Annotated in this window: 25 protein-coding genes; 11 read left to right on the top strand and 14 right to left on the bottom strand. The window is 56.9% G+C overall.

Features of this window, described 5'->3' with window-relative positions:
- The first annotated feature begins 90 nt into the window (after nt 1-90).
- The 3 genes from IV500_RS22020 (at nt 91) to IV500_RS20465 (ending at nt 1414) form a co-directional block, all read left to right on the top strand.
- Nucleotides 91-216 carry a hypothetical protein gene (locus IV500_RS22020; protein ID WP_281064088.1) on the top strand — a complete coding sequence of 42 codons (126 nt, stop codon included), beginning with the start codon at nt 91-93 and terminating at the stop codon, nt 214-216.
- Between the two features lie 108 nt (nt 217-324).
- Nucleotides 325-510 (top strand): hypothetical protein, encoded by a 186-nt coding sequence (locus IV500_RS20470; RefSeq protein WP_196398666.1) that lies wholly within the window; start codon nt 325-327, stop codon nt 508-510.
- 751 nt (nt 511-1261) lie between these two features.
- Nucleotides 1262-1414: a hypothetical protein gene (locus IV500_RS20465; RefSeq protein WP_230855275.1), complete on the top strand. Its 153-nt coding sequence runs from the start codon at nt 1262-1264 to the stop codon at nt 1412-1414.
- An 8-nt stretch (nt 1415-1422) separates the two neighbouring features.
- Here IV500_RS20465 and IV500_RS20460 read toward each other — a convergent pair whose 3' ends face one another.
- The 3 genes from IV500_RS20460 to IV500_RS20450 form a co-directional block, all read right to left on the bottom strand.
- Complete coding sequence (locus tag IV500_RS20460) at nt 1423-2010, bottom strand: DinB family protein (RefSeq protein ID WP_196398664.1); 588 nt, start codon at nt 2008-2010, stop codon at nt 1423-1425.
- A gap of 80 nt (nt 2011-2090) precedes the next feature.
- A complete protein-coding gene (locus tag IV500_RS22365) occupies nt 2091-2681 on the bottom strand; it encodes a GNAT family N-acetyltransferase (protein ID WP_196398663.1) in 591 nt (196 codons plus the stop codon).
- 329 nt (nt 2682-3010) lie between these two features.
- A complete protein-coding gene (locus tag IV500_RS20450; RefSeq protein ID WP_196398662.1) occupies nt 3011-3628 on the bottom strand; it encodes a S66 peptidase family protein in 618 nt (205 codons plus the stop codon).
- A 293-nt stretch (nt 3629-3921) separates the two neighbouring features.
- Here IV500_RS20450 and IV500_RS20445 point away from each other — a divergent pair, with 293 nt between their 5' ends.
- Both IV500_RS20445 and IV500_RS20440 read left to right on the top strand, forming a co-directional pair.
- Entirely contained in the window at nt 3922-4974 is a 1053-nt protein-coding gene (locus IV500_RS20445; protein WP_196398661.1) for a S66 family peptidase, read from the top strand.
- A gap of 113 nt (nt 4975-5087) precedes the next feature.
- The gene (locus IV500_RS20440; protein WP_196398660.1) at nt 5088-5516 is read left to right on the top strand and encodes a hypothetical protein; all 429 of its coding nucleotides are present in this window, start codon (nt 5088-5090) and stop codon (nt 5514-5516) included.
- 179 nt (nt 5517-5695) lie between these two features.
- On the opposite strand, the gene IV500_RS20435 is transcribed toward IV500_RS20440, so the two are convergent.
- From IV500_RS20435 to IV500_RS20410, 6 genes are all read right to left on the bottom strand, one after another.
- Nucleotides 5696-6454, bottom strand: a complete 759-nt coding sequence (locus IV500_RS20435) for a hypothetical protein (RefSeq protein WP_196398659.1) — start codon at nt 6452-6454, stop codon at nt 5696-5698.
- A gap of 57 nt (nt 6455-6511) precedes the next feature.
- On the bottom strand, nt 6512-7000 hold the full coding sequence (locus IV500_RS20430; protein ID WP_230855274.1) for a P-loop nucleotide/nucleoside kinase family protein: 489 nt from the start codon (nt 6998-7000) through the stop codon (nt 6512-6514).
- 2 nt (nt 7001-7002) lie between these two features.
- Nucleotides 7003-7518, bottom strand: coding sequence for a hypothetical protein (locus IV500_RS20425; RefSeq protein WP_196398658.1), 516 nt, complete (start codon nt 7516-7518; stop codon nt 7003-7005).
- Nucleotides 7503-7841: a PadR family transcriptional regulator gene (locus IV500_RS20420; protein ID WP_230855273.1), complete on the bottom strand. Its 339-nt coding sequence runs from the start codon at nt 7839-7841 to the stop codon at nt 7503-7505. The genes IV500_RS20425 and IV500_RS20420 overlap by 16 nt, the downstream gene beginning before the upstream one ends.
- Nucleotides 7842-7948: 107 nt before the next feature.
- On the bottom strand, nt 7949-8560 hold the full coding sequence (locus IV500_RS20415) for a recombinase family protein (protein WP_196398669.1): 612 nt from the start codon (nt 8558-8560) through the stop codon (nt 7949-7951).
- A 359-nt stretch (nt 8561-8919) separates the two neighbouring features.
- On the bottom strand, nt 8920-9336 hold the full coding sequence (locus IV500_RS20410) for a hypothetical protein (protein ID WP_196398656.1): 417 nt from the start codon (nt 9334-9336) through the stop codon (nt 8920-8922).
- A 655-nt stretch (nt 9337-9991) separates the two neighbouring features.
- Between IV500_RS20410 and IV500_RS20405 the strand changes: the two genes are divergently transcribed.
- From IV500_RS20405 to IV500_RS20385, 5 genes are all read left to right on the top strand, one after another.
- Nucleotides 9992-10657, top strand: coding sequence for a hypothetical protein (locus IV500_RS20405; RefSeq protein WP_196398655.1), 666 nt, complete (start codon nt 9992-9994; stop codon nt 10655-10657).
- 67 nt (nt 10658-10724) lie between these two features.
- Nucleotides 10725-11516, top strand: coding sequence for a hypothetical protein (locus IV500_RS20400; protein WP_196398654.1), 792 nt, complete (start codon nt 10725-10727; stop codon nt 11514-11516).
- Between the two features lie 294 nt (nt 11517-11810).
- Nucleotides 11811-12416 carry a recombinase family protein gene (locus tag IV500_RS20395; RefSeq protein ID WP_230855272.1) on the top strand — a complete coding sequence of 202 codons (606 nt, stop codon included), beginning with the start codon at nt 11811-11813 and terminating at the stop codon, nt 12414-12416.
- Nucleotides 12417-12634: 218 nt separating this feature from the next.
- Complete coding sequence (locus IV500_RS20390; RefSeq protein WP_196398652.1) at nt 12635-12841, top strand: hypothetical protein; 207 nt, start codon at nt 12635-12637, stop codon at nt 12839-12841.
- Nucleotides 12842-13494: 653 nt separating this feature from the next.
- Nucleotides 13495-16296: a TrlF family AAA-like ATPase gene (locus tag IV500_RS20385; RefSeq protein ID WP_196398651.1), complete on the top strand. Its 2802-nt coding sequence runs from the start codon at nt 13495-13497 to the stop codon at nt 16294-16296.
- 322 nt (nt 16297-16618) lie between these two features.
- Here the strand turns inward: IV500_RS20385 and IV500_RS20380 are convergent, their stop codons facing one another.
- Nucleotides 16619-21562, bottom strand: a complete 4944-nt coding sequence (locus IV500_RS20380) for a DEAD/DEAH box helicase (protein ID WP_312876010.1) — start codon at nt 21560-21562, stop codon at nt 16619-16621.
- A 139-nt stretch (nt 21563-21701) separates the two neighbouring features.
- Nucleotides 21702-22328, bottom strand: a complete 627-nt coding sequence (locus IV500_RS20375) for a DNA-binding protein (protein ID WP_196398650.1) — start codon at nt 22326-22328, stop codon at nt 21702-21704.
- A gap of 296 nt (nt 22329-22624) precedes the next feature.
- On the opposite strand from IV500_RS20375, the gene IV500_RS20370 reads away from it, so the two are divergent.
- Complete coding sequence (locus IV500_RS20370; protein WP_196398649.1) at nt 22625-23281, top strand: helicase associated domain-containing protein; 657 nt, start codon at nt 22625-22627, stop codon at nt 23279-23281.
- Nucleotides 23282-23299: 18 nt separating this feature from the next.
- Here the strand turns inward: IV500_RS20370 and IV500_RS20365 are convergent, their stop codons facing one another.
- Genes IV500_RS20365 through IV500_RS20355 form a run of 3 tightly spaced genes read right to left on the bottom strand, consistent with a single transcriptional unit; the run spans nt 23300 to nt 24156 of the window.
- Nucleotides 23300-23575, bottom strand: a complete 276-nt coding sequence (locus tag IV500_RS20365; protein WP_196398648.1) for a ParB family protein — start codon at nt 23573-23575, stop codon at nt 23300-23302.
- Nucleotides 23572-23871, bottom strand: coding sequence for a hypothetical protein (locus IV500_RS20360; protein WP_196398647.1), 300 nt, complete (start codon nt 23869-23871; stop codon nt 23572-23574). The genes IV500_RS20365 and IV500_RS20360 overlap by 4 nt, the downstream gene beginning before the upstream one ends.
- A gap of 6 nt (nt 23872-23877) precedes the next feature.
- On the bottom strand, nt 23878-24156 hold the full coding sequence (locus tag IV500_RS20355) for a glutaredoxin family protein (RefSeq protein WP_230855276.1): 279 nt from the start codon (nt 24154-24156) through the stop codon (nt 23878-23880).
- Between the last annotated feature and the right edge of the window lie 305 nt (nt 24157-24461).

Here is a 24461-nt window from a genome sequence, read left to right as displayed (position 1 = left end):
CATGGACCCATTCTCCCGCGGCAACGAAATTGTGGAGATAGACATTGATGATGTTCCTGGTTCTCGCCCTACGAATCAGACGGAGTTGCTATGAGCTGCTGGCCTTACCCAACGCTGACACGTAGGGCTGCCGCAGCCCTGATAGGTGCACTCCTGGGCGGCCTGGCCGGAATGCACTTCCACCGCAAGGTCGATAGGGCCCGACTGGACGCCTGAGCCAGGACCAACCACCGGCTCCTCCTGGAGCGAGTCCGGTTTATGGTCTGCGGCTTCAATAAGTTCCCCGGAACCCCCCCGGGAAACCAGAAATAAAGGAGAAAACGAATGCAGATAGACAAGCAGCAAATCATTGACCACCTCAAAGGCAAGGGCGATCAGGACAAGGCTGACCAGGCTCAGTCCGACCTCCCCGACAAGGTCGACACGGATAAGGATTCCGGGCTGCTGAGCAAGCTTGGCGTCAACGTCAAGGACCTGATGGGCAAACTCCCCGGCGGTCTCGGCGGCTAACATCAGTTTGCCCCACGCAACGTCCGTCCGATGATGCACATACTCCGGACGGCGCGCCCGTCCCGCTTCCTCGAAGGAGCGGGACGGGTGCATCCGGCGTCAACGCCGCTACCGCAGCCCCAACGATTCCTGGCGTTTCCCCCTACACAAAGGCCATCCTGCCCGGAAAAGGCGGGTGGGTTTCCCTACTCGACAGATCCTCACGTCGCGGAACATTATCGGTGAAAGTTCATCGCCGTCGGAATGAACGGCCTCGACCACCAGAGGCAGCACCGTTTGTTCCCGGACATGTAGGCCTCGTCCCCCACTTATGCCAGGCCCGCAAATTAGTGGTGACTACTGCATCAAACATGACATCCACTACAGTGAAACGTCCCTGCATGCCTCTACGGCATTGCGGTGCGCTATCCCAACACGGTGGACTTTCCGTAGCTGACCCGTTCGTATATCCACTGGTAAGAAACCGCCGAAGTCGATAGCAGTGGACGGCGGCCCTACCCAACCCTGAAGTGAAGGACGGAACAACCGATGGATGACAACGACCCACTTTGTGTGAGTGTTGCAGCCTCCGAACTGGAGCTAGCCGAGTTCCGGCGCGATACCGCGGCTCTTGCTCTGGAAGCTGCCGTCATCGAAGCCTTGACCGCAGGCGCGTCCGTGACCGCGGTCGCACAGGCAGCTTTGATGACGGAACCCATGATCAGGGCAATCAAAAAGAAGGCCCGGAAAGCGCAGCGATCGAATGAACTCGGTGCTCGCGCTATCATCGGTGGCCGTCGCCCCGGCCGGGGCCTTGCTCGCCCGTCTGAGCGTTAACTGGGCAATGACCGTTTTCGCCGCACTGTTCCTCCTCGGTGGCCTCGTCTTCACGTTCCACAAGCCGATCCCTCTACGGGAAGGCTGATGCTTTGGCTAGACCCTGTCGGCTAGTTTTTTGATCCCCATACGTTGCTCTTTCCACTGATCGGGCGTGAGGTCTGGAAGGTTCGGTGCGGATGGGCGCAAACCGATGAAGCCGTCTAACTGCTCGCGCACGATATCCAAGTGTCCGGCATGACGGTGAGACTCGGCGATCATGTGCACCAGGAGGCGTTCCACCGTGGTGTGCCGATGCTTTATCCACCACGGCACCACGGCAGGGGAATCCAGTTCCAATTCGTCGAGTACTGCATCGGCTGCGACGGTTGTCTCCCGATAGATCCTAACCGCATCAACAAGCGTCATATTCGGCGGCGGGAGGAAGTCTGCCTGAGCGTGTTCAGCTGCGATGATTCCCCGGATAACGGGGTCCTCAATTTCCCGTCCAAGACATGAAATGAAGTATTCGGATTCGGTGACGGCCAGGTGGAGCAGTAGGCCCATGACATGGGTGCCTGTCGGAGTCAGGGGAGTTCGCGCTTGGGCATCACTCAAGCCCTCACATTTCCACAAGATTGCTTCGCGGGCATCGTTCAGATATTCACGGAGCTGTGCCCCGCTGTCGTTTTGATCAATCGGCATGAGCTGAGTCTAATATTGCTGCCATTTTCAGTACTCGTCTGCACAGCCCTCGCCTGTCCGGAGGGGAACCTTGAGTGGGATTAACGTAATTCGTCCTTCTCCAAGCCAGTTATTGTCTCGGCTCTTACGCTGGCGTATTCCTCACGCAAAATGGAATAGAGCATCGAGTCCCTCCGAACTCCTCGCACCAATCGGTGGGAACGAAGCCGCCCTTCTAGGGTGAACCCGCTTTTTTCTAGAACTCGAATTGAACCGATGTTGCCAGGATGGCAGGTGGCGCTGATTCGCTCCAGTTTGAGCGTATCGAACCCAAATCTAAGTAGCTGGCTCGTAGTTTCGGTGGCGTAGCCGTTTCCCCAGTAGGAGCGGTGGAAGGTGTATCCAAGCTCTCCGTTGTGATCGTATGGATCGGTAGTCCAAATGGCCACAGAGCCAATGGTCCTGCCCTCCAAAACGGCAGCAAGTGAAAATGCTGATCGGCCCTCTTCCAGGTGCGCGTGGGCCGCATCCTTAACAAAGGAAATTGTTTGCTCTAAAGTATTCGGTCCCCATGTTGACCAACGAGTAACCTCAGGATCTGAGGTGAACTCGTGCACAGCCGGGATGTCCTCCGCCGTGAAGTCACGAAAACTCAGCCTAGGGCCACGTGGGTAGGCCTTTGAAAGACTCATCGTTCACCTGTCCAGTCGATTGCTGAGCTTCAATCCTAATCTCCTAACCAACTGGCATTAGTACATGGTGGGTAATTCCACGTCGCTGCACATGCGGGAGCCAAACAAGATGAAAATGACGCTGGCACTGTCCTTAGGGCTGTCCCACATAGGAATATTCGGAGCGTCCCGCAAGCCGGTCCAGCTCCGGGAAGTTGAACCACCCAATTCAACTGTGCCGGCGAGATCGGTGGTGCTGTCCGCTGTGGAACCCTCTGCGGGGAATGACCCAGTTCTAGCTGATCCCCTTCTGTTTTGATGAGTGGGATCTGGAAGCGGATTTGCTCAGATCACGCCAGTGTTTGTTCTAGGTATTGGTCCTTTTTGTTGAACACCAGATGGCCTTGGGCTCCGTTGACGATTGGGAGTTGTGGCGGAACGTGTCCGCATTCCACATTGCCGATGATGGGTATGCCGAGCGATCCCAGGGCGTCGAGAACGGCCTCGTCCTGGGTGAGTGTCGCAGAGTCAGGAGCGCCGGTGCGTCCCACGAGAATGGCTGTGGCGCCGTCGAAGAATCCGGCCAAGCGCATGCCGTGGAGATGTCGGCAAATCGTGGTGGCATCGACACTGGACGCTTCAACGTAGACAATCACGGAGCCAGCTGGGTCCTCCCGCAGCGACTGTGTGTTGAGATACCGGGTGCCGGCGAGGTTGACCATGGTCTCAATGCAGCCGCCGATGAGACGACCTGTAACGCTCACGTCGTCCTGACCCTTGTCGAGTCGTTCCCAGGCCCCGGTGCCGTTCCATGCATTTTCAGTTACTTCGGGCTTGTTTTCCCAATCGTCCCAGTCGTTGACACGATGAACGCCTGGCGGGGTCTGCTTGAAACTTCCGCCCGGGGGCAGTGAGGCGATATCGATCCACGACATCAACGATTCCGGGACACGATATGGCGTGTCCATGAGGTTCCCCCTGCGGGCCGGGATACGTTCAGAGCAATGTTGCCTCGTTTAGATCTCCCGGTCCTCATCGGCCCATTCAACAGCCACCGGACTCCTTAGCGTGAATTTCCATACCGATCCTCCTCAGACCCCGGCTTACGGACGCGGGCGCGAAGGCCGCCACATAGCGATCAAATCCACGGCCAGCGACCGCGCGGGCCACCGAGGGCATGTTTGGCTGCGCGCTGGACGACGACCGGCTTCCAGGCTGGCATGAAGCCATGGGTGGATCGCTTGACTGATCTAATGGTTAGATGACGTCACAGAAATTTCCTGCCCATGCGAAGGCCGGCGCCGGTGATCGGGTTGCGATCCTATCTCCAGCATTTGCGGCACCAGCCATCTCGGAGGCTGTTCACGAACAGGCTATGAAGCGCTTAACGGAAACTACCGGGTTAGTCCCAGTCGAGTACGCAACAACGCGGCAACTCGGCGCAAGCGCCCCAGCACGTGCCGCCGACATCACTGCCGCGTTCGCTGACACCACGGTCCGAGCCGTACTTGCGACGATCGGTGGCAACGACCAAATCACCGTCATCAAGCACATCGACGCCGACGTCATCGCCGAGAACCCGAAACCGTTTCTCGGTTACAGCGACAACACGAACCTGCACAACTTCTTGTGGGGCCTCGGGGTACCCAGTTACTACGGTGGTTCCACGCAGGTGCATCTAGGAGCAGGACCACAGGTGGATGACGTGCATTTAGTCTCGCTTCGCGCCGCGCTAGTCGAAGGCGGAACCATCGAGCTGACTGACCCGGGAGAGTCGGAAGATTACGGCATCTCCTGGACAGACCCTCGCGCTCTGAGCGAGTTCGGTGCCCGCGAGGTTACAGAACCTTGGGCCTGGTCGGGTCCGAAGAAGATTATGGAAGGACGGTCGTGGGGTGGTTGTCTCGAAGTGATTGACCAGATCGCGATGGCTGACCGGATGCCGTCCGTGGCCGACCTCGAAGGGGCGATCCTGTTACTTGAGACAAGTGAGGAGCTGCCTGCCGCGGACGAAGTGATGGGATGGGTGCGGGCTCTGGGCGAGAGGGGAATCCTCGAAGCTGTCGCTGGCGTGCTGGTCGCCCGTCCACCAGTTAGCCGGTTAGGGGAACCTGTTCCAGCAGCGGACGAACGAGCCCGACTGCGGGCAGAACAGGGCGAGGTGATCATCGGGCAGGTCAGCGCGTACAACCAGGACGCGGTCATCTGCGTCGGAGTTCCCTTCGGCCACACCCGACCCCAATGGATTCTTCCCCACGGCGGCCTGATCCGTCTCGACGGGATCACCAAAACAGTCAGCGCCGACTACAGCTGAGTCGCCCGTTGAAGGATCGGCTTACGGGACAGGTGAACGCGCTGATTCCGGTAGAGCAACAGGGCTGCATGGCTACCAGAGGTGATCCTCCTGCCGCCACGTATGCTTTCCGTATGAACGACACGCGGCAGCTCAGTTCCCTTCTCGATGTGACAGATGACCTAACCTTCAGTGGACAAGCCAACGGAGGGGGTGTTGTCCACTCGGGTGCACGACTGCATCTCTCTGGACAAATGAACGGACGCCTAACGGTTGAAAACGGCGCACATGCGCATCTTTCTGGTCAACTCAACGGCACTGCGGAGGTCTTGGGCACTCTCGATGTCACAGGTCAGATCAACGGCCTCCCCCAAGTAGCGGACTCTGGTCAGCTGATGTTCGCGACCGGCTCATCAATTGTCCGATCTGGGCGGACACTCGTGGTGAACGATTTGGGAGAGTTTCAGCCGCCGCAGAATGATGGCACTTCTTACATGATCAGTGACGACACACCTCGTTGGCTCTACCAGCACGATGGCACCCTGCAATCGGCCCAGCAATAGCACCGGGCAGTTTTACGGGCGGGTCTTACAGGAATCCGCAGGCCCGGAAGCCGCGATTCCGGACGAGTGCAGCAGGTAGCCCTGCTGCCGTCAGTGGAAAACCGGCTTACGGGTAAGGCGAAGATCGAGGGTTGCGGGCACGCGTGGCGGCCCGGTGGCCCCTGAGCTCGGTATTACACTCAGTTCGCTTCGAAGTAGGCCACCATGGGGGCACCAGCCAACTCGCTGGCGGCCCCTTCGGCTTTGAGAATGTCGCCGACTGTAGCCGTTAGGACCATGGCGGCGTATCTGTGCGCTTCCAAATTCGGGTCAATGTTTGGAGGCTCGCCCGCACCCATCGTGTCGTCATCGTTGGTCGGTGCGTAGCGGCCAGCCAAGAATCCCGTGGCGTGCGTCCATGTCGAGTCCTCTCTCCACAGGCGGTACACCGTCCAGAGATTCGTCCCCGTGCCTTTGACGGCTGGGGTCACGAATTGTGCCTCTTTTTTGATCAGCTTGTCCTCGGAGACATTCAGGATGAAGGCCTCCATTTCGGCGACGTCAATGTTTGATGGGAGGCCGTTTTCCCGCATATATTTGTCGGTCTTGGCTTCATTCGTGCGCTCGACGTCGAGCATCGTGTCAGCGGCCGTCGCGCGATCTGACGGTGGCATGTCTCCGAGCCAGAGCATCCGAATCGTCAATTCCCAGAACGCTCGCCGGTTTGGGGCAGCCGCATGCCCCAATCCCGAGGCTGTGAGCGTCGCAATGATCCGGCTCTGTTCGAAAGCTGCACGCAGCCAGCCGACAGCGAACTGACTGACTCGGGTTACAGGTACCTCACCGAGGTCGACCGCGAGAACAGCGTTTGCCGCGCGAAGGGTGTAATCGGCACTTGCCAGGAAATCAGGACGCTCACGCTTCGATTGGCGCTCTTTCTTCGCCCTACTGCCGCTCATGGCATCACTATATCCACGGTCTATGCCCGGTAAGGGATCGGCATACGGGCATATGGATTAGTCGCCTGGTGAGTCCGTGTGAGGGCCAGCTATGACCGTCAGTGGTCCTTCATCCTCTGTCGGGACTTCGAACTGATCGAAGTATTGAGCGGCCACTTCTTCGCTTAGGCAAAAGTCGTCGGCGTGGGCCGCCCTTCGGGCACGAATACGTGCGAGGGCGACGGTTCTAGGCGTTGCCATGTAGATGGTTTCTGGCTCAATTCCAAGAGGCCTCAACATGTTGCGATAGTCCTCACGCATCCTTCGGGACCAGAAAGAAAAGTCGAGGACGACGTCTGAGCCAGCCTTGATGAGGCCCGCGATACGGTCCTGAAGGGATGCCTCGATCACGCGTTGAGACTCAGCATCCAGGGGCATAGTGCGTAGCCCCATATCCCATGCAACCTCGTCGAAAGAGATGCGGACCATGCCTTCACGCTCCAACCGACGCGCGACAGTGGACTTGCCGGCTCCTGCTGGTCCACACATAAATACGGCTCGACTCATATCTACGATCGTAGGAGCAAGTTTGGCGAGCACCTACCGCCGTCCGGTGAAGGATCCGTACGCGTACGTAAGTGGGTCGCAACTTGGTCACGCTTGTGGCGTTGTGAGCGGACGATCGGGACGTACGAGAACGCTCCCCGTAGGCTGACCTCGTGCTGCACCTCCTCATCGACACCTCCACATGTCTCGACCTTGCGCAACGTCGAGACGGACAGCGCTGGATCGTGGCTCTGCGGATACTCATACGCGAGGGCAAGGTAAAGCTGCTGGTCCCTCCCGTAGTCATTGACGAATTCGACCGCAACGAAGCCCGTGTGCAGGCGGCGATGACGTCCAGTATCGCGGCACGGTTTAGGCAGATCCGCCAGGATCTCGTGACCTACGGCAGTGACGACGATGGTCATGCCGTCGAGGTCATAGAAAACCTCGGCCGGCATCTCCCGCTCGTCGGAGCGATGACGACCCGAAACTTCCGGGAAGTCCGTGAGCTCCTCATCACCGGTCAGATCGTCGAGCAATCGGAGGTCGAGACAGCGCGGGGCGCCGCTAACCGGCTTTCCACAGCCCGGAGCCTGGCAGCGAGTCGTTCCGCCTCCGAGGCCAAGGCTTGATGCCCAGCTTCTGTCAGTTCGTAATAGCGGCGGGCGCGCCCGTCAACCGTTTCTCCGCCCGCCCTGCGAACGTGCCCATATCGTTCCAGACGCTCGAGCGTGGCGTAGAGCGTCGTAACCCGCAACGAAACGGCGGCCGCCGAGAGCTGTTCAACATCACGCAGGATGGCGTATCCGTGCTGACGTCCGCCGGCGAGGGCCGTGAGGATCCAAAAGGCAACTTCGGTCATACTCAGCAATATATCCAACATGGGAATATATGGACAGGGAAATCTCTTTCCCTGCTGCTGATTTGGTGCGTCACCGGGACATCAACGTGGGAAGCGCCTCGCGTGCGCTACCGGGCGATGAGCTTTTCGCCATCCGGGCGTAGCTCGCCCTTCGGTGAGACATGCCTGTAGAGGGTCTGGCGGGTGATCCCGAGTTCGGTACAGAGGGCGCTGACTTTGGTGCCGGGTTTGCCCATGGAGGCCATGGCGAGCCGGAGCTTGGCGGGGGTCATCTTGTAGGGGCGGCCGCCGTTACGCCCCCGGGCGCGGGCGGAGGCGAGCCCGGCGAGGGTGCGTTCGGAAATGAGTTCGCGTTCGAACTCGGCCAGGGCGGCGAAGATCCCGAAAACGAGCTTGCCCGAAGCGGTGGTCGTGTCGATCGCAGCGCCCTGCCCGGTGAGGACCTTCAATCCGATGCCGCGTTCGGTCAGGTCGTGGACGACGTTGACCAAGTGCCGCAGGTCGCGGCCGAGCCGGTCGAGCTTCCAGACCATAAGAGTGTCGCCGTGGCGCAGGGCTTTGAGGCATGCGGCCAGCTGGGGCCGGTCATCTTTCTTCCCTGAGGCTCGGTCTTCATAGAGAGAGTCCGCCCCGACGCCGGCGGCCAGGAGTGCGTCGCGCTGCAGGTCCGTGGTTTGGGAGCCGTCCGTCTTCGAGACGCGCATGTATCCGACGAGCACAGCAATTCCCTCCATCATTTATACGTTCGTTTAAGTGACAGCGTGATTCCGAACCAAGCTGGAATCAGAATATGTCACTTAACCCGTTATTTATTCTAAGTCATGCAAAGGCCACTGTTTCCCTGTATGTGACAGAAGTCGTGGTGGTCGCGCGCGACGAATGGTGTGACCGCGTCAGATGCGGCCACGGGGCCATGACGTGTTGACAGCGGTTGGTCAAAAACGTCCAGTCCAGCGTTCTGACCAGGATTGATTACGGAGCCGAGTTTTGAGCGGCTGGGCGCTGGCACTTGCCCCTGACCTGGCCGCTACTCATACCCACCGCGTTCACCACTGCAAATACGGTCGTTGGCAGAATGTCAAAATACGATATTGGGCGAGACCCCCTCATCGAGCACCGCACGCGCTCGGGCGGCATCATGAAGGTCTGACACTAACATTTCCTGCTTCTCAATTTTACGGCGGTAATAGTCCTGTGCACCCTGCTTAGTGACCCCCAGGGCATCACCGATTGCTTCCCACGTGGCACCGGCCTCGCGCGCTTCTCGCATGACGTACCAGCGGCGGCCGACGAGCAGATCGACTGCGGCCCTATTGGCTTTCAGAGCATCAAGCGCGCTTGCCTCGGGGAGCGCGGAGAGGGCACCGAGCGCAACGTCTTTGTTCCCACCCTGGGCGATTACCCTCTCCCATACGGCGCGCTGCCCATAGGTGGACCAGACACTTAGGTATTCCGGGATGTCCGGCGGCATTTGGGGTGCATCATCCTCAGTCATGTACGTCAAGCTATCTTGACCTGCTCCGTGGCGTCAAGCAATCAAGACACCAGAACCGTTCCTCACTGAACTGTGGGTTCAATCGCGTAACATGCGGGCGAAGGTGAATCCTTCCCAGGTGTTCGGGTACGTGGGGAGGTAAGAGACTACGTAGAACGTCCGCCCGGGCGGGGCTCTCCGTGCCCACGGCGAGCCCCGACGTTTGGAGATGCGACATTTGGCGCTGAATAAATGCGCCATTTAGCGCTGAAAACCACAGGCTTTGGGCACGGGGGAGTGGCCGGTATTTGTCTTGTTAATGGTTCCTTTGTTGAGATATCACCGGGAATCATGTTAAGACCCTATGACGTTTCTTGCTCTTACACATCACGGTATTGGAGAGTTTGAGGTAGGTCCGGTACATTCTCAAACTGGGATTGAAGGCCACCTCCTTGGTGTTAGCGTTACGCTGAAATCTCAGCTCGAAGTGTCTGGACTCGTGGCAGAGGCTGAGACCGATCTCTAGAAGTTGAGGAGTGTTTTCAACGGCCTGCTGCTGGTATCTGAAGTCCTGATCTCAGCGGTCATACGTATTATCCGGAAGAGAAAGAAAAAGTTGTAGGGTGTGACAGGAGAAGTAATATTGTTGCGAACCAACAGATGAAACGAGGCTTCAATGAAAAATCGTGCCATAAAGTCTGTGTGCATCATGGCGATTACATGCATTCTCGCCAGTTGTAGTGGATCGACTCAACCCCCCATCACGACGACCACGATAACGACTATCCCCCCAGCGCCCACCTCAACCACGGCGGCTATTTCGTCACCGACCCAGAGCGAAGACCCAGTTTCGCCTCCCCCTGACACGGCAGCATCCAGCGATGCGCCACCCACAACCGGCTCTGTACTCGAAGCACCAACGGAAAAGGGCAAGATACCTGTCCCACTTGCTGAATTTTTCCATCCCTCCTCCAACTGGCTCGAAGGTCGGTACGACGTAGCAGACCAACAGAATATCTCGGGGATAAAGTCAGTGGTGAGTAAATGCTATTCGGCAGATCCTGTACGCCTAGAACTTCGGCTAGCAAATCATTTCGAAAAGCTCAGTTTCTCGGTGGGGCAAGCCAACGATTCTAACAGCTCGGACCAAGTGCTTGTCGTCCGTGTGACTGGAAACAATAAACAAATCGAGGTGCACCCCATCGCCTTCAACTCTCATCAAGAGTTCAATATTCCTGTGACTGATGTCAACGCCGCTACTATAGAAATGTACCTTGACGACTCTGTTTCCAACTGTGGTGGAAGTGTTGGCGCAGTCATCTATGACATTTACCGCCAATAATATTGTACGTTGAACATAAAAATCAACCTCGAGATTGTTCAATTTGCCAAAAAATAATGATTATCATATGGCTAAGCTAAACCAACAACGAGATGTCAAGAATGCCAAGGATAAGATTCACTGGCTTTTTCAAGCTGCTGCATGGGCTGCCATAATTAGTGCAGTCATCGCCGCTCTGACTTTCCTGGGGCAGAGTAAAGGAGATCCTGTTGCTGACCCCACCCGATCCCAATTATCAATCGGAGAGGGAGGTAGTCCCACGGATGGCCACACGAGGCCAACCGCTGCTGGTGGTCTCCATGTCGGGATGTGCCTCTCAGGTACCAGCGCGGAACCGACCCCGGTCTCTTGCCAGGTGCATCACAACACAGAAGTTTTTGCCAGCCCCGGAAATTGCAGCAAAATCACCCTCATCGCGTACCTCGGAGGCAACTCGACCGTTGACATTTTGCGCAACGATCTGGCAATTCACGAAGGGGCAGGAGATTACTGTCTCGTGGTATTTCCTTCCCCGTTAATCTTCGACACATCAGCTCAAGGGGCACTCGGTGGTCAGCACTCGGCAGTTCTGAGGCAATGCTTTAATGAGGTAACGAATATACTTATTGACTGTCAGGAGAAACATACTGCTGAGGTCGTCGCCGTGGTTGAAAAAAGCAATACCGAGCTCGTGGATTGCAAGGATAAAGCGTCAATCTATCTCAATAAAAATGCCGATGATCTCCGCAATCAACTTACAGTAAAGAAGCAGAACATCGATGAGGGATTTCGGTGCCTAATTGAGGCTAATAACTCAAATCAGCTTACAGAAACTTTACGCATGTTGGGAACTTCCTCAGTCCCTATTTCACCATATTAACCTCGATTTTTCTCATAAAACGAGAATTATGGTAAATTGAGTATTAATGACCTTCTGAGGGTTCCAACTTTGGCATTTGGGTGTGACATGGTGACCACTGAGTTGGTGGCGGGTCGCCCGAATTAATATGAAGTCTTATCAATGGAACCTTTAACAAGACACATACCGGCTACTCCCCCACGCCGATAGCTCATGAACTAAATTGCCGGATCTACGCACCTTGGGTCGAGCTCGAAAAGTCTCAACAATGTGTCTCACTCTGGTATTCTCAATACCAGTCTAAAATAACCTTTGATGGGAAATAACTGGAGGCACTTCATGACGCGTCTTGGATATGCACGTGTGAGTACCGCGGACCAGGATACCGAGCTGCAAATCCGGGAACTGGAAGCTTCCGGGTGTGAACGGATCTACCGTGACCACGGAATCAGTGGAACCAAAACCAGCCGCCCCGAACTGAACAGGATGCTGGACCGTCTTAGCCAGGGCGATGAAGTCGTGGTCTGGAAGCTCGACAGACTCGGCCGCAACACCCGCCACCTTCTCGAACTCCTGGATGACTTCAAAGCACGCGGCATCAAGTTCCGTTCCCTTCGTGATGGTATCGCTACCGACCCCAGTAGCGACTTAGGCGGAGCCATGGCACAAGCCATGGTCACCATCATCTCCGCTTTCGCTCAACTCGAACGCGATCAACTCTCCGAACGCACCAAAGCCGGTATGGCCATCGCCGCCTCCCACGGACGTAAAGCAGGACGACAAGAAGTTACTGCTAATCATCCCAACGTCAAACAAGCCCACGTACTCAGAAAACAGGGTCTGAAGCCAGCCGATATAGGCAAAATCATCGGAACAAGCCGCGCCACCGTCTACCGCTACCTCACCATGGAACCCGGATAACAACCGCACCACACAGGATTCCGTGGGAACAGTTGAGATGTCTCAAGGACCCAACAACTCCCTGCGCTTATCAACGGCTGCCCGCGCCTGGTATACAAACCCATCACGTCCACCAGTCGATATCCCCGAATCAGCTCACGTCTGCATTACTAATACTTGCAGGTGGTTGCTTAAGGGGTCAGAGTTGTTAACATCGCGCCAATCATCAGGAGCCTTTCATGACAGATAACAAGCCTGCCCCGAAAAGAAAAATGACAAAGGTTGGACGGCAATACGTAGCAGTGGGGATCGTATTTTTGATCGCCGCTGTGATATTCATCTTCACGATGGATAGCCCGGGACTATGGATCAGCTTCATGATGCTGGGAATTGTATTTACCACGAGCGGGGCTACCGGGGCTTTCGAACAAAAGAAAAATCAGTAGTAGCCACCAGAAATCCACGACGACGCCGCTCCCCGATTTTTTATTATTCGCATCGGGGCCGTCGTGGTTCAGATACTGCGCACATCGTTTAGTTCCCCACCCAGCGCGGTTCGGGGTCTAAGGATGATCAGTAAGGAAACTTACGCTAAAGGGCCAGACATCTTTCAGACCCTTCGTCAGTTACGTCCAATCATGACCGAATTGCACCCTGCTTGACGCATTTAGAAGAAATCCCACCGTGTTCCATCGGGTACACCTGGGTGGACACGACATCGCCACAGAAAAACTTGAGCCGGACCTTCGTCAGGGGTTACCGGCTGTGTCTCGTAGCTAACGATGAATACACCGATTTGGTCAGAGAGTTTCGAGACTTAGTTATGAGAATCACCGGCCGGAGATGAACTCGCTCGATTCCGCGAAAGTGAGAGGCGCTGCCGTTGCAGCGGTTTCCAGGTCAACGAGACGCCTCATATCCCTAGGGGTTCAAGACGCCATGACGTTGTGCTTTCGCCCCGATCCGCTAACCCGATAATGTGGCACGGGGGACTAGTGAGGTTCGCTCGGCAAAGAAGCTAGAGCACACCCGCTAGAAGCAAGGGTCTTCGAGCCTTCACTGCCTATCGCTATCTGAGCAACGCTAGACAGGAGAAAGTGTGAACAAATATCCAGGGGGATCCGAGTGGCGCAAATGGGACCTTCACGTACACGTTCCGGGGACAAAACTTAGCGACGCCTACGAGAAAAGCAAGGGCCTTGCCGATTTCGATAGGTTCGCGGACAGCCTTGAAAAATCCGATGTTAGCGTGATTGGAATCACCGACTACTTCTCCGCCGACCAATCGCTCGCCTTCATCCAGCACTTCGAGGAGCGGTTCCCAGATTCGAAGAAGCTATTGCTTGTGAACGTGGAGCTTCGCCTAAATGAAACCGTCAACCGGGACATTCAGATGGTTGACTTCCACGTCATATTCCGAGACTCCATCGCCGGCGCCAAAATCAGCGAGTTCCTCTCGCGTCTCCCAACACAGCTAACCGACGGACACGGGCGACAAAAGCCCTGCTCCGAATTAACAGGCAACGACTTCAATAGCGCAACGGTGACTCGAGCCGGCATCAAGCAAGCTTTTAGAGACACTTTCGGGGACAAGGCCCAAGTCACGGACTATCTGATTTACGTTGCACCCGCGAACAACAACGGTTTCCGCGCGCAATCAGGTCAGCAGCGCAAGGCAAACATTGCCGACGAGATCGACAAAGACATCCACGCCGTCTTCGGCAAAGGGCCAGAAAATGTGAGCCACTTCCTGCTCAACGATCGTTACGAGGATGCATCTCAGCCCTCCCAGCCCAAGCCCGTGTTCGGTGGATGTGACGCCCACAGTTTTGCGGATCTCGAAGCGTGGCTTGGTAAGACCCTAAGCGATAAAAGCACGAGGCAGGTGGCAACCTGGGTAAAGGCGGACCCGACTTTTGCTGGCCTGCAACAGACGCTCATTGAGCCGGCAGAACGAGTTGCACTGCGAGCCACCGAACCAGACCAGAAGGAACCATACAAGGTCATCTCGAAAGTGCGGTTTTCGGGTAGCGATGAATTTCCTCAAGAGGTAACGTTCAACCGAAATCTGAACGCAATTATCGGGAGCAGATCGTCTGGAAAATCGACACTTCTTGCGTACATAGCTCACGCCGTCGACCCCGCCGAGACTGTGCGTCTGCAAGTCGAGGCTCACGGCCTTAGCGATGCTAAGGAGGCAGGACCTGCTGCCGGTTTTTCCTGGGCGGACGTCGCAGGCGTGGAATGCAAGGTGGAGTGGGCATCGGGTGAGGGCACAATCGGAAAAGTCATCTACATCCCGCAAAATGCGCTCTACAAGCTCAGTGAACAACCCGACGAGATCACCAAGAAGATTGCGCCAGCGCTCTTTCGGATCTACCCCCTCGTGAAAACGGCCTTTGATAATTCGACGAGCAGAGTTGCCGCCGCGAACGCAGACATCAGGAGCGCGGTTGGTGAGTGGTTCGGTCTCGCTGATCGGATCGACGAGCGAGATCAAGAAGTCAAAGACCTGGGTGACAGAAGCGCCATCGCGGCGGAGCGAGATCGGCTACAAAGCGAGATCGACCGGATCAAGACCGCAGCCCAACTCTCCGACGACGAAGTCCGCGAATATCAGGCAGTGGCTGAGCAACTCGACGACATGGAAGCGCGCCTCAACGAGGTTGCGGTTGAGCTTGACCAGTTGGCCTCGTACGTTGCACCAGCGGAGGGCCTCGACATTGCCTCGATCCTGCCGCAGGTCGTTCAAGCAACAGTCACACTGCGCCCGTCATCGGCAGAAGTACCGGAATCTGTTGCTCTGATCCTCGATGAGCTCAAGGCCAATGTGGTGAAAGATCTTGTCGCCAGCGTCGAGGCGAGCTTGGTCAAGGTAGTGAATGACCTTGATGCCGAAGAAAGATCGCTTGGAGCCAAAATGGAGACGATCAAGAGTAACAACGCAGAGCTCATCGAAAAGCACGAAGCGAACGCAGAGCTTTCAGGCGTGGTTGAAGACCACAAGAAGCAAGTCACTAGCCTGACGAATATCGCCAAGGGCGAGAGGGCCCGCGACCAGCTGATCATCGGGCAAGACGCGGCCGCTTCCAAAGTTTCCAAAGGTATCGCTGATCGCACCGAGGCGCTTTCGGCTTTGGTCGCGATCTTCAGTGACGAAGAGCGCCTGCTAACAGATCTCACTTTCGGCATAGAAACCGAGGTCACCACCAACGCCGTTGAGCAAGCCTCGATCGGATTCAACCAGCGGAGCACCAATGCGTACATCAAGAGCAAAGGCGATTCTGTCGAATACGAGTCAGCACACGCTGACCCGGCCAAGTTCTTAAAAGCCCTTCGAAGCGGAGAGGTTGCGCTGAATAAGAGCTACCAGCCGAGCACAGTCGCGGCAGACGTGTTGACCGTCTCCTCTGAAGTTCGCTTCTCAGCCGAACTGGACGCCGACCGAATCGGCGGTTTCAGGCGATCCTCAATGACACCGGGCAAGCAGGCATTGTTTGCTCTCACTTTGATCCTGAATGAGTCGCAAGAGCCATGGCCGCTTCTCATTGACCAGCCTGAGGATGATCTAGACAGCCGATCAATCTACGACACTATCGTTCCCTACCTTGGGGCCCGAAAGAAGGAAAGGCAGATCATCATGGTTAGCCACAATGCCAATCTAGTCATCGGCGCTGACTCGGAGCAGATCATTGTTGCAAACCGACATGGTGACGACCGAAAGAACAAGAATGCTCAGACCTTCGAGTACTTCACGGGCGCTCTAGAGCATTCTCAGCCGTTAAATAAATCAAGTCCCACGGCTCTCGGAAGATTTGGCGTCCGGGAACACGCCTGCGAAGTTCTCGACGGGGGAGAAGAAGCCTTTGAGAAGCGACGCAATAAGTACAAAATTCAGTGATTCCTTGAGCTCTTCGATCGTTTCCAAGATGCATAGGTGCGATTCCACCTTCGGATGGACACTCGATGGTGGAGCACGCTCGCCCTCGGTTGATCGGCGTTCGAGCACAATTGGTGTCGCATAACCTAAGTGCCTCGAAACACATGGCTTTCAAGACAACCGATTCAGACGCATTAATAAACGGGATAGCAGCAAGGACGAATGTGGTCTGGCTAGAAACCAACAATTTGTTTACACCATGGTCACGAGCCAGGGCCGTTAGCGCCGGGTCATCTTCCAATGTTTCGGCCGATTCCGCCCGCGACGCACTCCTCACCTGCCACTAACCGAAAGGCATTGGGTCTAGGTCAGGCATTCCTGCCACGACTTTATTCGTCTCCACAGAAACCGTAACAACTCTTTTGATCAAGTCAATGATGTAGCGTGGATTTCCCTCCTCTCGGGAGTAATCGTTGGGATCGTTGGTAATCTGCGAATCCCTGTGTGTGGTGACCTGATAGCGGTCGATGACCCACTCCAACGCAGACCTATTGCCCATGAGTACGTAGTCGAAGACCTCCTCCGGGATGCCGGACAGAATCACGTTGCTGTTATAAATGATCCGGGAGCGGTCCTGACGGGCGCCGAAAGACATCTTGCGCACGCGATAGAACTCGTCCTCGTCGCCTTGGGTGAATCCGCGGGTGATCTCCTCCAAAGGATAAGGCTCAATTGACTCATAGCTGAGGTGCAAAGTGGCAAGCTTGCGGCCAGCGAGGTTGAACCCCCAGAAGTCCCTGACCTGGGGGATGCGGGGCAGCATCTTTTTCAAGTCTGCCCTGTACTGATCCTTGTAGCTTTTGCTGTGTAGGACGCCGTAGACGTAATAGAAGATGTCTTCCTTGGAGATATTCAGGTCATGATAGACCTGTCGATATGAGGCCAGGGTGGCATCAGTGACGTTGTCCCTGCGACGGTAGTTGCCGACGACTCCAGGGTCCAGCTCATCGAACAGCTCGCACTGAGCTCCTGCAAGAGGCTCATATGTGTAGAGGCTGAAGCATTGAAGCGTTGTCGCTACACCCAGAGCAGGGATGAGGTTAGTCATGAAGGCATAGAACTCACCGGCCGATCCGGGGCCTGGGAGCGTTATGACAAGATTCTCATGCTCTAACGTAGGAAACATTTTTGGCAGCTGACTTTGATCGTTATTCAGCTTCTTATCGAAATAGACAGTTTGGCGACTGAAAGGTCGATAAGTGGAAGGGCGAAGGAACGACCAGGAAAAATCGATTTCGCGCTTCCGACGCAGTTCTGTTCTCAAAGATCGATCCCAACTGATGCGTTGCGGATTTTGATCGATGAAAGATTGGATGGCGGAATCATCCAGATTCTTCCCAGAATTAGCATATGTGGCAAGCTCATCGTTGTAGAAATCGATGAGGGATTCAATATTTTCAGCGACGTCATCCTGTGAAAAGTTGTAGCACCAGGCATCCCGGTTGGTTTTGAGTCCAGAAGAATAGTTTTCGAAGATTCCGGGCGTGGATGGTTTGCCCTTAGTCTCTTTGTCGCCGATGGGTTGGAAGGTGTCGTATCGTTCATCGCGGTGGTTTACCCAGTCGCCATAGTCGTTGGGTGTGATGGTTTCCCAGTCGGTGCCTTCAAGGGATTGTTCGATCCTGAGGGTATCGAGCTTCTGTTCCCTGGTCAGGTAGTCACCAATGTCCCGGTACCGTATGTCTGCGGAACCTGTGTGAGCGGAGTTCTTGATCAGTATGGCGATGGCGACCTGGGTGCGGGAGCCGCTACCGAAGATCTTGCCGCCCTCTTTACGCGATTGCTCGCCCGAGGTGCGCTGATTGCCGCGGAGGTTGTAAACAAAGATCCTGCTGAATTCGTTGGCAAAGGTTTTGCGGATGCCGTCGGCTGTGTTGCCGTCGATAAAGCTGCCGTTGGAGACGAACGCGATGACGCCGTCGTCTTTGATCCTGTTGGAGGCCCAGCGTATGCCGCGAATGTAGGAATCGTAGAGACTGTTTTTGTTGGTCCCGGTGGACAATTTTGCGTAGCTGTTGGCAATTGACTTATCGAGGACGGGGTATGCCTGGTTTTGGTTATCGTCGTTGGCGCTGTTTTGTCCGGAGGAGTAGGGGGGGTTCATGACGATGACCCGGATGTCTTGGTTCTTTTGGCGGGTGACGCGTTCATGGTTTTCCGGGAATAATCCATTGGACCCGAGTTGTCCGTCGGTTTCGTTGAGTTGGAAGGTGTCGGTGAGGGCGATGCCATCGAAGGGCACATAACCGCTGTCCACGCCGTGCTTGGCAGCTTCTTCGGCGTAGACGGTTTCGATGTTGATGGCCGCGATGTAGTAGCTCAGCAGCACGATCTCGTTGGCAAACAGCTCCTGCGTGTATTTCCTGTGCAGGTCCTCGGGTTTGATGAGTCCAGACTGCAGGAGCCTGGTGACGAAGGTACCGGTGCCAACGAATGGTTCGAGGATGGAGACGCCGGCGTCGGAGAGTGACTTGCCGAATTCCAGGCGCAGGGCTGCGTCGGCGGAATGGAGAATGTAGTCGACCACGGGGACGGGGGTGAAGACAATGCCGAGCCTGTCCGCGACGCGGGGGAAGGCGTTGCGGAAGAAGTTGTCGTACAGCTCCAGGATGATCTTTTGCTTCGCCTCAGCATTGTCGATCGACTTCACCCTGGCACGGACGGATGCGTAGAACTTCTCCAACCCGGTGCGTTCGTTTTCAAAGGCTGAGTTTTCGTCCAGCTTCGCCAGGATGGTCTGCATGGCCACCGAGACGGGGTTGTGTTCGGTGAAGTTGGAGTCCTTGAACATGGCATCAAAGACCGGCTTGGTGACCAGGTGCTGGGCGAGCATTTCCACGGCCTGGGCTTCGTCGATTTCAGGGTTCAGGTTCTCCTGCAGGCCCTGAATGAAGTCATCAAAGGCTTTCCGGTGTTCCGGGTCCGCTGCGGCAAGGAGGGTGTGGATGAGGGTGATGTGCTTGTTGGCAATGTCGGCAATATCCTTGGACCAGTCTTCCCAATACATGCGGTTGCCGCACTTGTCCACGATCTTCGCGTAAACGGAATCCTTCCATTCCTCGGCCGGGAACTGCAACGTCGGCTGGACATACTCCGGACTGGACTGACCGCCGTCGTCCCCACCCGCTCCCCCGGTCCCTTCGTCGCCGGCGTTGCCGCCCACATTGGTTTTGTCCTTTTTCTTGGGTTTCAGGTCGACGGTGTCGACAAGGATCGACTCGGGAGCTTTGTTGTTCAGTTCGATCTGGTTGATGGAGGCGTCCATCCGCTCATCATGCGCACGGAGGGCCTGCAGAACCTGCCAGACGACTTTGTAGCGTTCGTTGTCCCGCAGCGCCTCGGAGGTGGACATACCTTCCGGGATGGCAATGGGAAGGACGATGTAGCCGAACTGTTTGCCCTTCGCGATCCGCATGACCCGTCCGACGGCCTGGATGACATCGACCATGGAGTTGCGGGGGTTCAGGAACAACACCGCGTCCAGGGAAGGAACATCCACGCCCTCGGTCAGACAACGCGCATTGGTAAGGATCCTACAGACCGGGTGCTCACCCTCGACCTCTTCCTTGAGCCAATCCAGGCGCTCGGCCCGGGTGATGGCGTTAAAACCGCCGTCGACATGCTTGACCTCGACCTTGAGGTCATCGGTGGGATCGTCATTGTCCAGGTTGGCCAGATGGACTTGGACGAGCTCGGGGAATTCGGATTCCACCAGTTTGGAGGACTTGATGTCCCGGTTGAACGCGACGGCCCGGCGCATGGGCGCCACATCAGTGCCAAAGGAGGCCTCATGGGTACCGGAGCGGCGTTTCGCCAAGCCGTTCCAGCAGCCGATGAGCTTGGCGACGTCGTCAATTTGGAGCTCCATATTGGAGTCAGCGAGCTGGTCCTGAAAGCTGGAGACGACTTGACTTTGCTCCACACCCAGGACCAGGACCTTGTAATCGGTCAGCAGCTTCTTCGTGACGGCTTCACCGAACCCGATGCGATAGAACACGGGACCGTAGAGGTCCATGTCATCCATGGAGCACAGGATGGCGTCGTTTTCCCTGGCTTTGTCCTTCGTGGCGTCGTTGAACAGGCGAGGGGTGGCTGTCATGTAGAGGCGCTTGTTCGCGGCGATGACGTCGTTGGAGTGGATTTTCACGAAATTGGAATCATCGGTGCCGGCCAGGGTGGCGCCGGTGGTGCGGTGGGCTTCATCGCAAATGACCAGGTCAAAGTCCGGTAGGCCGGCCTTTTGTGCCTGGGAGACAGCTTCGATGGACTGGTAGGTGGAGAACACCACCGTCAGTCCTTCCTCGAGCTCGTCCTTGCCCATCGCTTCAAGGAGTTTTTTGCCGTCAGTGGTGGCGGGGATTTTCAGGTCATGGATGGCAACATCGGTCAGGTCTGCGTTCTTTACGCGGCCCACCTTGATGTCCGAGCACACCGCATAGGCGTGCATCGTCATTGAAGTCTCATCTGACCATTCCTTCAGCGTCTGGGACATCAACGCCAGGGACGGGACCAGGAACAGGATCCGGGCGTGGGATTCCTGCTCCGCGAAGCGTTCGGCGATCTTCAGTGACGTGAAAGTCTTGCCCGTCCCGCAGGCCATGATCAACTTGCCCCGACTGTTGGTTTCAAAGCCGGCCATGGCAGCATTGACTGCCTCATGCTGGTGCGTGCGTAACTGCTTCTTCTCATGCAGGCGCGGGGCCGTGGTGGGATCCGTTAGCTCATATGTGGACCAGTCAATGTTGGAGTTCCGAAAGTCGGTCAGCCCAATGCGCTGGATGGGCAGGTGCTGGCCATCGAGCATCTCCTCCGCATTCGGTGACCAATCCGCCCCGGTGGTGTCCACGACAAGGCGGTGCGTAAACAGGGCCTTGCCGGAGGCGGCAATGAACGAATCAATGTCCTGCTTCTGGATCCTGTGGCCCTGAGCATAGAACTTGCACTGAATCGCCGTCAGGCCACCATCCTGACGCTCGGCCACCAGGTCAATGCCGGTATCGGGCTTGCCCTCACGGCCCGGCCAGTCACGCCACAACCAAACGTTTTCATACTGGGGCGTCTGCACACCGTCATTCTTTAGATACTGCTCGACCAGCTGCTCAAAGTAGTTGCCCTTCATCCGCTCCGAGTCTGCCAGGCCACGGTAGGAATCAAGCAGGACATCAAACGTCGTGGACAAGGAAAACCCCCAGAAAAGGAAAAAGAGAACACCTGAGTAAAGGCGCACCTTTGATCCTATGTACAACAAGATGGGAACCTCGACACAACATGAGATACAACCAGGAAGCCGATCCGTTGCAGCGCGGATCGATGATCCCCAGCTGATCGTGGAACGCAATCTCTACCGGCGCCGGGACCGACCCGGGCTACCCTTTCTTCGCGTCTCCACTCTCCCCCGTACTCATCGTCTCCTGGCCAGGCTGAATCCGGGCGATCAGGGCGTCTTGGGTCTTTTGAAGGGTGGTGACGGTTGCCCGGGCTTCAGCGAGTTGGCTCGTGATCTCCGCAACCTCTTCGGAGTGCTTCCAAATTGCGAGGGCAAGCTGGTCGCGGGCCTCGGCGGCAGCGGCCGCATTGTCGCGGGCAGCCTGGTTGCCCTCCTCGATCTGCGTTTGCAGTTCGTTGATGATTTCCTGGTGGGTGCGGGTTGCGGTGTCGAGGTCGGTGGCGAGTTCGTTGATTTCGCGGTCCTTGTGGACCTTTTCGTCCCTCCAGGCTTTTTCGATGATGGCGTGCTCGGCTGTGGCGGTGCGGACGGCCTCCTCCCAGACGGTGCCGGCGAGTCGCAGTGCCTGTTCGGTGATGGTGGGCGGGGTGGCGGCAATCTTGGAGCCGGCGCTGTCTCGTTCTGCCCGCCATTCCTTCAGGTAGCGGCCGGCGTCGGCGTTGGACACACCGGCGGCTTCCCGCACCGTGGCGACGGTGGGGTTCGTCGTGGCGCTGATCCGCTCGGCTGCGGCGTAGACGCGATCCTTCACTGACTGTTCGGCCACGGCGGTTCTCCCCTAGTAGTACTCGTAGTAGTAGTAGTAATACTACTACGATTACTACTTTAACACATCCTACGCCGCCGGCTTTTACCTGCTCCGCCGTCCTGCGCCTGGCATTCGGTGACGACGGACTGGCAGCGGCCTGGCCAATGACCGGCAGGACCCTTTCCGGCGGGCCTGAACGGTTGGTCGGGTTCTTTGGTTGGCTGTCGAAATGACCGGTCACCACTCTGGGAAATCTGTTGCCCGACACTGAGGCTCTGGCGCGAAGGTCGAGCGGGGTTGGTAGTCTCCACTTCATGGACGACAGCGGAGGCGAGGGTGAGTCGGTGCGGATGTTCCGGGCCGGCATCCCAGCTGCGACGATTGTTGCGCTTACGGGTGTACCTCGGTCGACGGTTTTTCGGCGGATCCAGGTCGCGACGGATCGTGATCCAACACTGCTCTCTGATCACACCGCGAACCGAAAACCGCCCCCGGTAACGGAGGCCAAGGCCGTTCCGGCGGTCTGGGCGACACGGGTCCAGGAGATCCTTGATTATCGGGCCCGGACGGGTTGCTGGCCACACCAGTATTCGGAGGATACCAAGACGAGGGCGATGGCCAAGTGGTTAGCGGTGCGGCTGGCTGCGTGGCGGCGTCTTGAGCTACCGGCCGGGCACGAGGCGTGGCTTGATGAGCAGCTTCCGGGGTGGAAGCAACCATCCCGGGCTGTCAGGGATGCGCAGCGTTGGGTGGAAAGACTCAACCAGTTGGTGGCCTTCACAATGCAGACAGGGTCGTGGCCGAGGTATCTGGGGGCCGCTGATGAATATGAGCGGGTTCTTGGTGTGTGGAGGCATGTGCAGCGGCAAAAGCTCAGCCAGGGAATCCTCGCGCCTGATCAGCTCGCTGCTCTGGATTCACGGGCCCATGGCTGGCGGGGACCGACAGGCCAGGGCCGGCGGGATGCTTAGCCCCCACCGGTCCCATGTTTAGTGGTTATGCTGGGTGTTTTTTCGTTCGGTGTTTTGTTCGGTTCTGGTGCGTTGTCCCGGGCGGAGGGCTCCGGGGCCGGCTCCTTCCCAGGGTTTGCTGTTGTGGTGTTTGCGTTGGAGCCGGCGTACTTCTTTGAGCGTGGCGGCCTCGATGAGTTCGGAGATCGACGCGTAGCCTTCGACATGGCCGGCGGCCAGGAAAGCGGCCCGTACCTGGTCCGCATCATCACGGGTGAAGTAGGGGGCGAAGGAGGATGGTTTCTTTCTACTCACCGGTCCCCTTCACTGTCCCAGGCAACGGGGCCGCCCCGGTAACTGCCGGGGCGGGTGCTGGCCCTGGCAGCGCGGACCTCGGCCATGGTGAGCGTGTTCGCCAGTTCCGCCTTAATGTGCTGTTCACAGGCTTGGAGGGTGAGCTGGCGGCGCGCGATCAGGTCAGCCAGGTTCTCCATCCCATTCCTCTCATCGTCGTGGCCCCGGGCCAGCCCGCTCTCATACCCTGCCAGCCAGATCCGCCAGGCCAAAGGATCGGCGGTGATGAAGGCGACCAGTTCTTCTTCGTCCATCATGGCCCCTCACTCCCCCGCACCAGCGGTGGCAGGCGTGCTGGCCTGGGTGTGAAAGGCAGCGATGGCCTCTTCGATCATGTCCGGGCGGAGTCCGGACCAGTGGAAGTGGTCATCCACGACAATGACAGGGGCCTGGGAATAGCCGAGCTCTTCACTCACGTACTCCAGCGCGGCGGGCGTGGTGGTCAGGTCAACTTCCTGGAACGGGATCCCCTGGGTGGTGAACTTCTCGGCCGTTTTACGGCATCCAAAGCAACCGGGCTTGGAATAGACGGTGATGGTCAGCATGGTCAGTACCTGGTTTCGTATGGTCAAAAGTTACGTTCGTCTGTACTGCTGTATAGGTCCAATTATACCCCTCATTCATATGGATGGATAGGAGCTTTGGGTTGATATAACGGGGATTTTGAGAGGATGTTTGGAGGATAGTTGGACTGTTTCGGGTGTCGTTTCTGGCGTGCGCTGTCATTTTCAGAAGCTGACGGCACTAAATGTCAGAAGTCCTCTTCACTACGCCCCTGGTTGGCGGTCTTGTTGCCCTAAGCCTTTGCAGTAACTTCGTCTGACAAGGCGGAAGCCTGTGCCCTGCC

It is taken from the genome of Arthrobacter terrae (assembly GCF_015708085.1).
In the GTDB taxonomy this organism is placed as follows: domain Bacteria; phylum Actinomycetota; class Actinomycetes; order Actinomycetales; family Micrococcaceae; genus Arthrobacter_M; species Arthrobacter_M terrae.
This window is presented reverse-complemented; position numbering and strand designations above follow the sequence as displayed.

Bases quoted from the DNA above. Each gene is read 5' to 3' on its own strand.
- IV500_RS20445 (WP_196398661.1), top strand. From the start codon at position 3,922: ATGACGTCACAGAAATTTCCTGCCCATGCGAAGGCCGGCGCCGGTGAT.
- IV500_RS20420 (WP_230855273.1), bottom strand. From the start codon at position 7,841: ATGACCGAAGTTGCCTTTTGGATCCTCACGGCCCTCGCCGGCGGACGT.
- IV500_RS20395 (WP_230855272.1), top strand. From the start codon at position 11,811: ATGGGAAATAACTGGAGGCACTTCATGACGCGTCTTGGATATGCACGT.
- IV500_RS20450 (WP_196398662.1), bottom strand. From the start codon at position 3,628: ATGGACACGCCATATCGTGTCCCGGAATCGTTGATGTCGTGGATCGAT.
- IV500_RS20405 (WP_196398655.1), top strand. From the start codon at position 9,992: ATGAAAAATCGTGCCATAAAGTCTGTGTGCATCATGGCGATTACATGC.
- IV500_RS20400 (WP_196398654.1), top strand. From the start codon at position 10,725: ATGGCTAAGCTAAACCAACAACGAGATGTCAAGAATGCCAAGGATAAG.
- IV500_RS20435 (WP_196398659.1), bottom strand. From the start codon at position 6,454: ATGAGCGGCAGTAGGGCGAAGAAAGAGCGCCAATCGAAGCGTGAGCGT.
- IV500_RS20390 (WP_196398652.1), top strand. From the start codon at position 12,635: ATGACAGATAACAAGCCTGCCCCGAAAAGAAAAATGACAAAGGTTGGA.
- IV500_RS20410 (WP_196398656.1), bottom strand. From the start codon at position 9,336: ATGACTGAGGATGATGCACCCCAAATGCCGCCGGACATCCCGGAATAC.
- IV500_RS22365 (WP_196398663.1), bottom strand. From the start codon at position 2,681: ATGAGTCTTTCAAAGGCCTACCCACGTGGCCCTAGGCTGAGTTTTCGT.
- IV500_RS20460 (WP_196398664.1), bottom strand. From the start codon at position 2,010: ATGCCGATTGATCAAAACGACAGCGGGGCACAGCTCCGTGAATATCTG.
- IV500_RS22020 (WP_281064088.1), top strand. From the start codon at position 91: ATGAGCTGCTGGCCTTACCCAACGCTGACACGTAGGGCTGCCGCAGCC.
- IV500_RS20370 (WP_196398649.1), top strand. From the start codon at position 22,625: ATGGACGACAGCGGAGGCGAGGGTGAGTCGGTGCGGATGTTCCGGGCC.
- IV500_RS20360 (WP_196398647.1), bottom strand. From the start codon at position 23,871: ATGATGGACGAAGAAGAACTGGTCGCCTTCATCACCGCCGATCCTTTG.
- IV500_RS20430 (WP_230855274.1), bottom strand. From the start codon at position 7,000: ATGAGTCGAGCCGTATTTATGTGTGGACCAGCAGGAGCCGGCAAGTCC.
- IV500_RS20440 (WP_196398660.1), top strand. From the start codon at position 5,088: ATGAACGACACGCGGCAGCTCAGTTCCCTTCTCGATGTGACAGATGAC.
- IV500_RS20470 (WP_196398666.1), top strand. From the start codon at position 325: ATGCAGATAGACAAGCAGCAAATCATTGACCACCTCAAAGGCAAGGGC.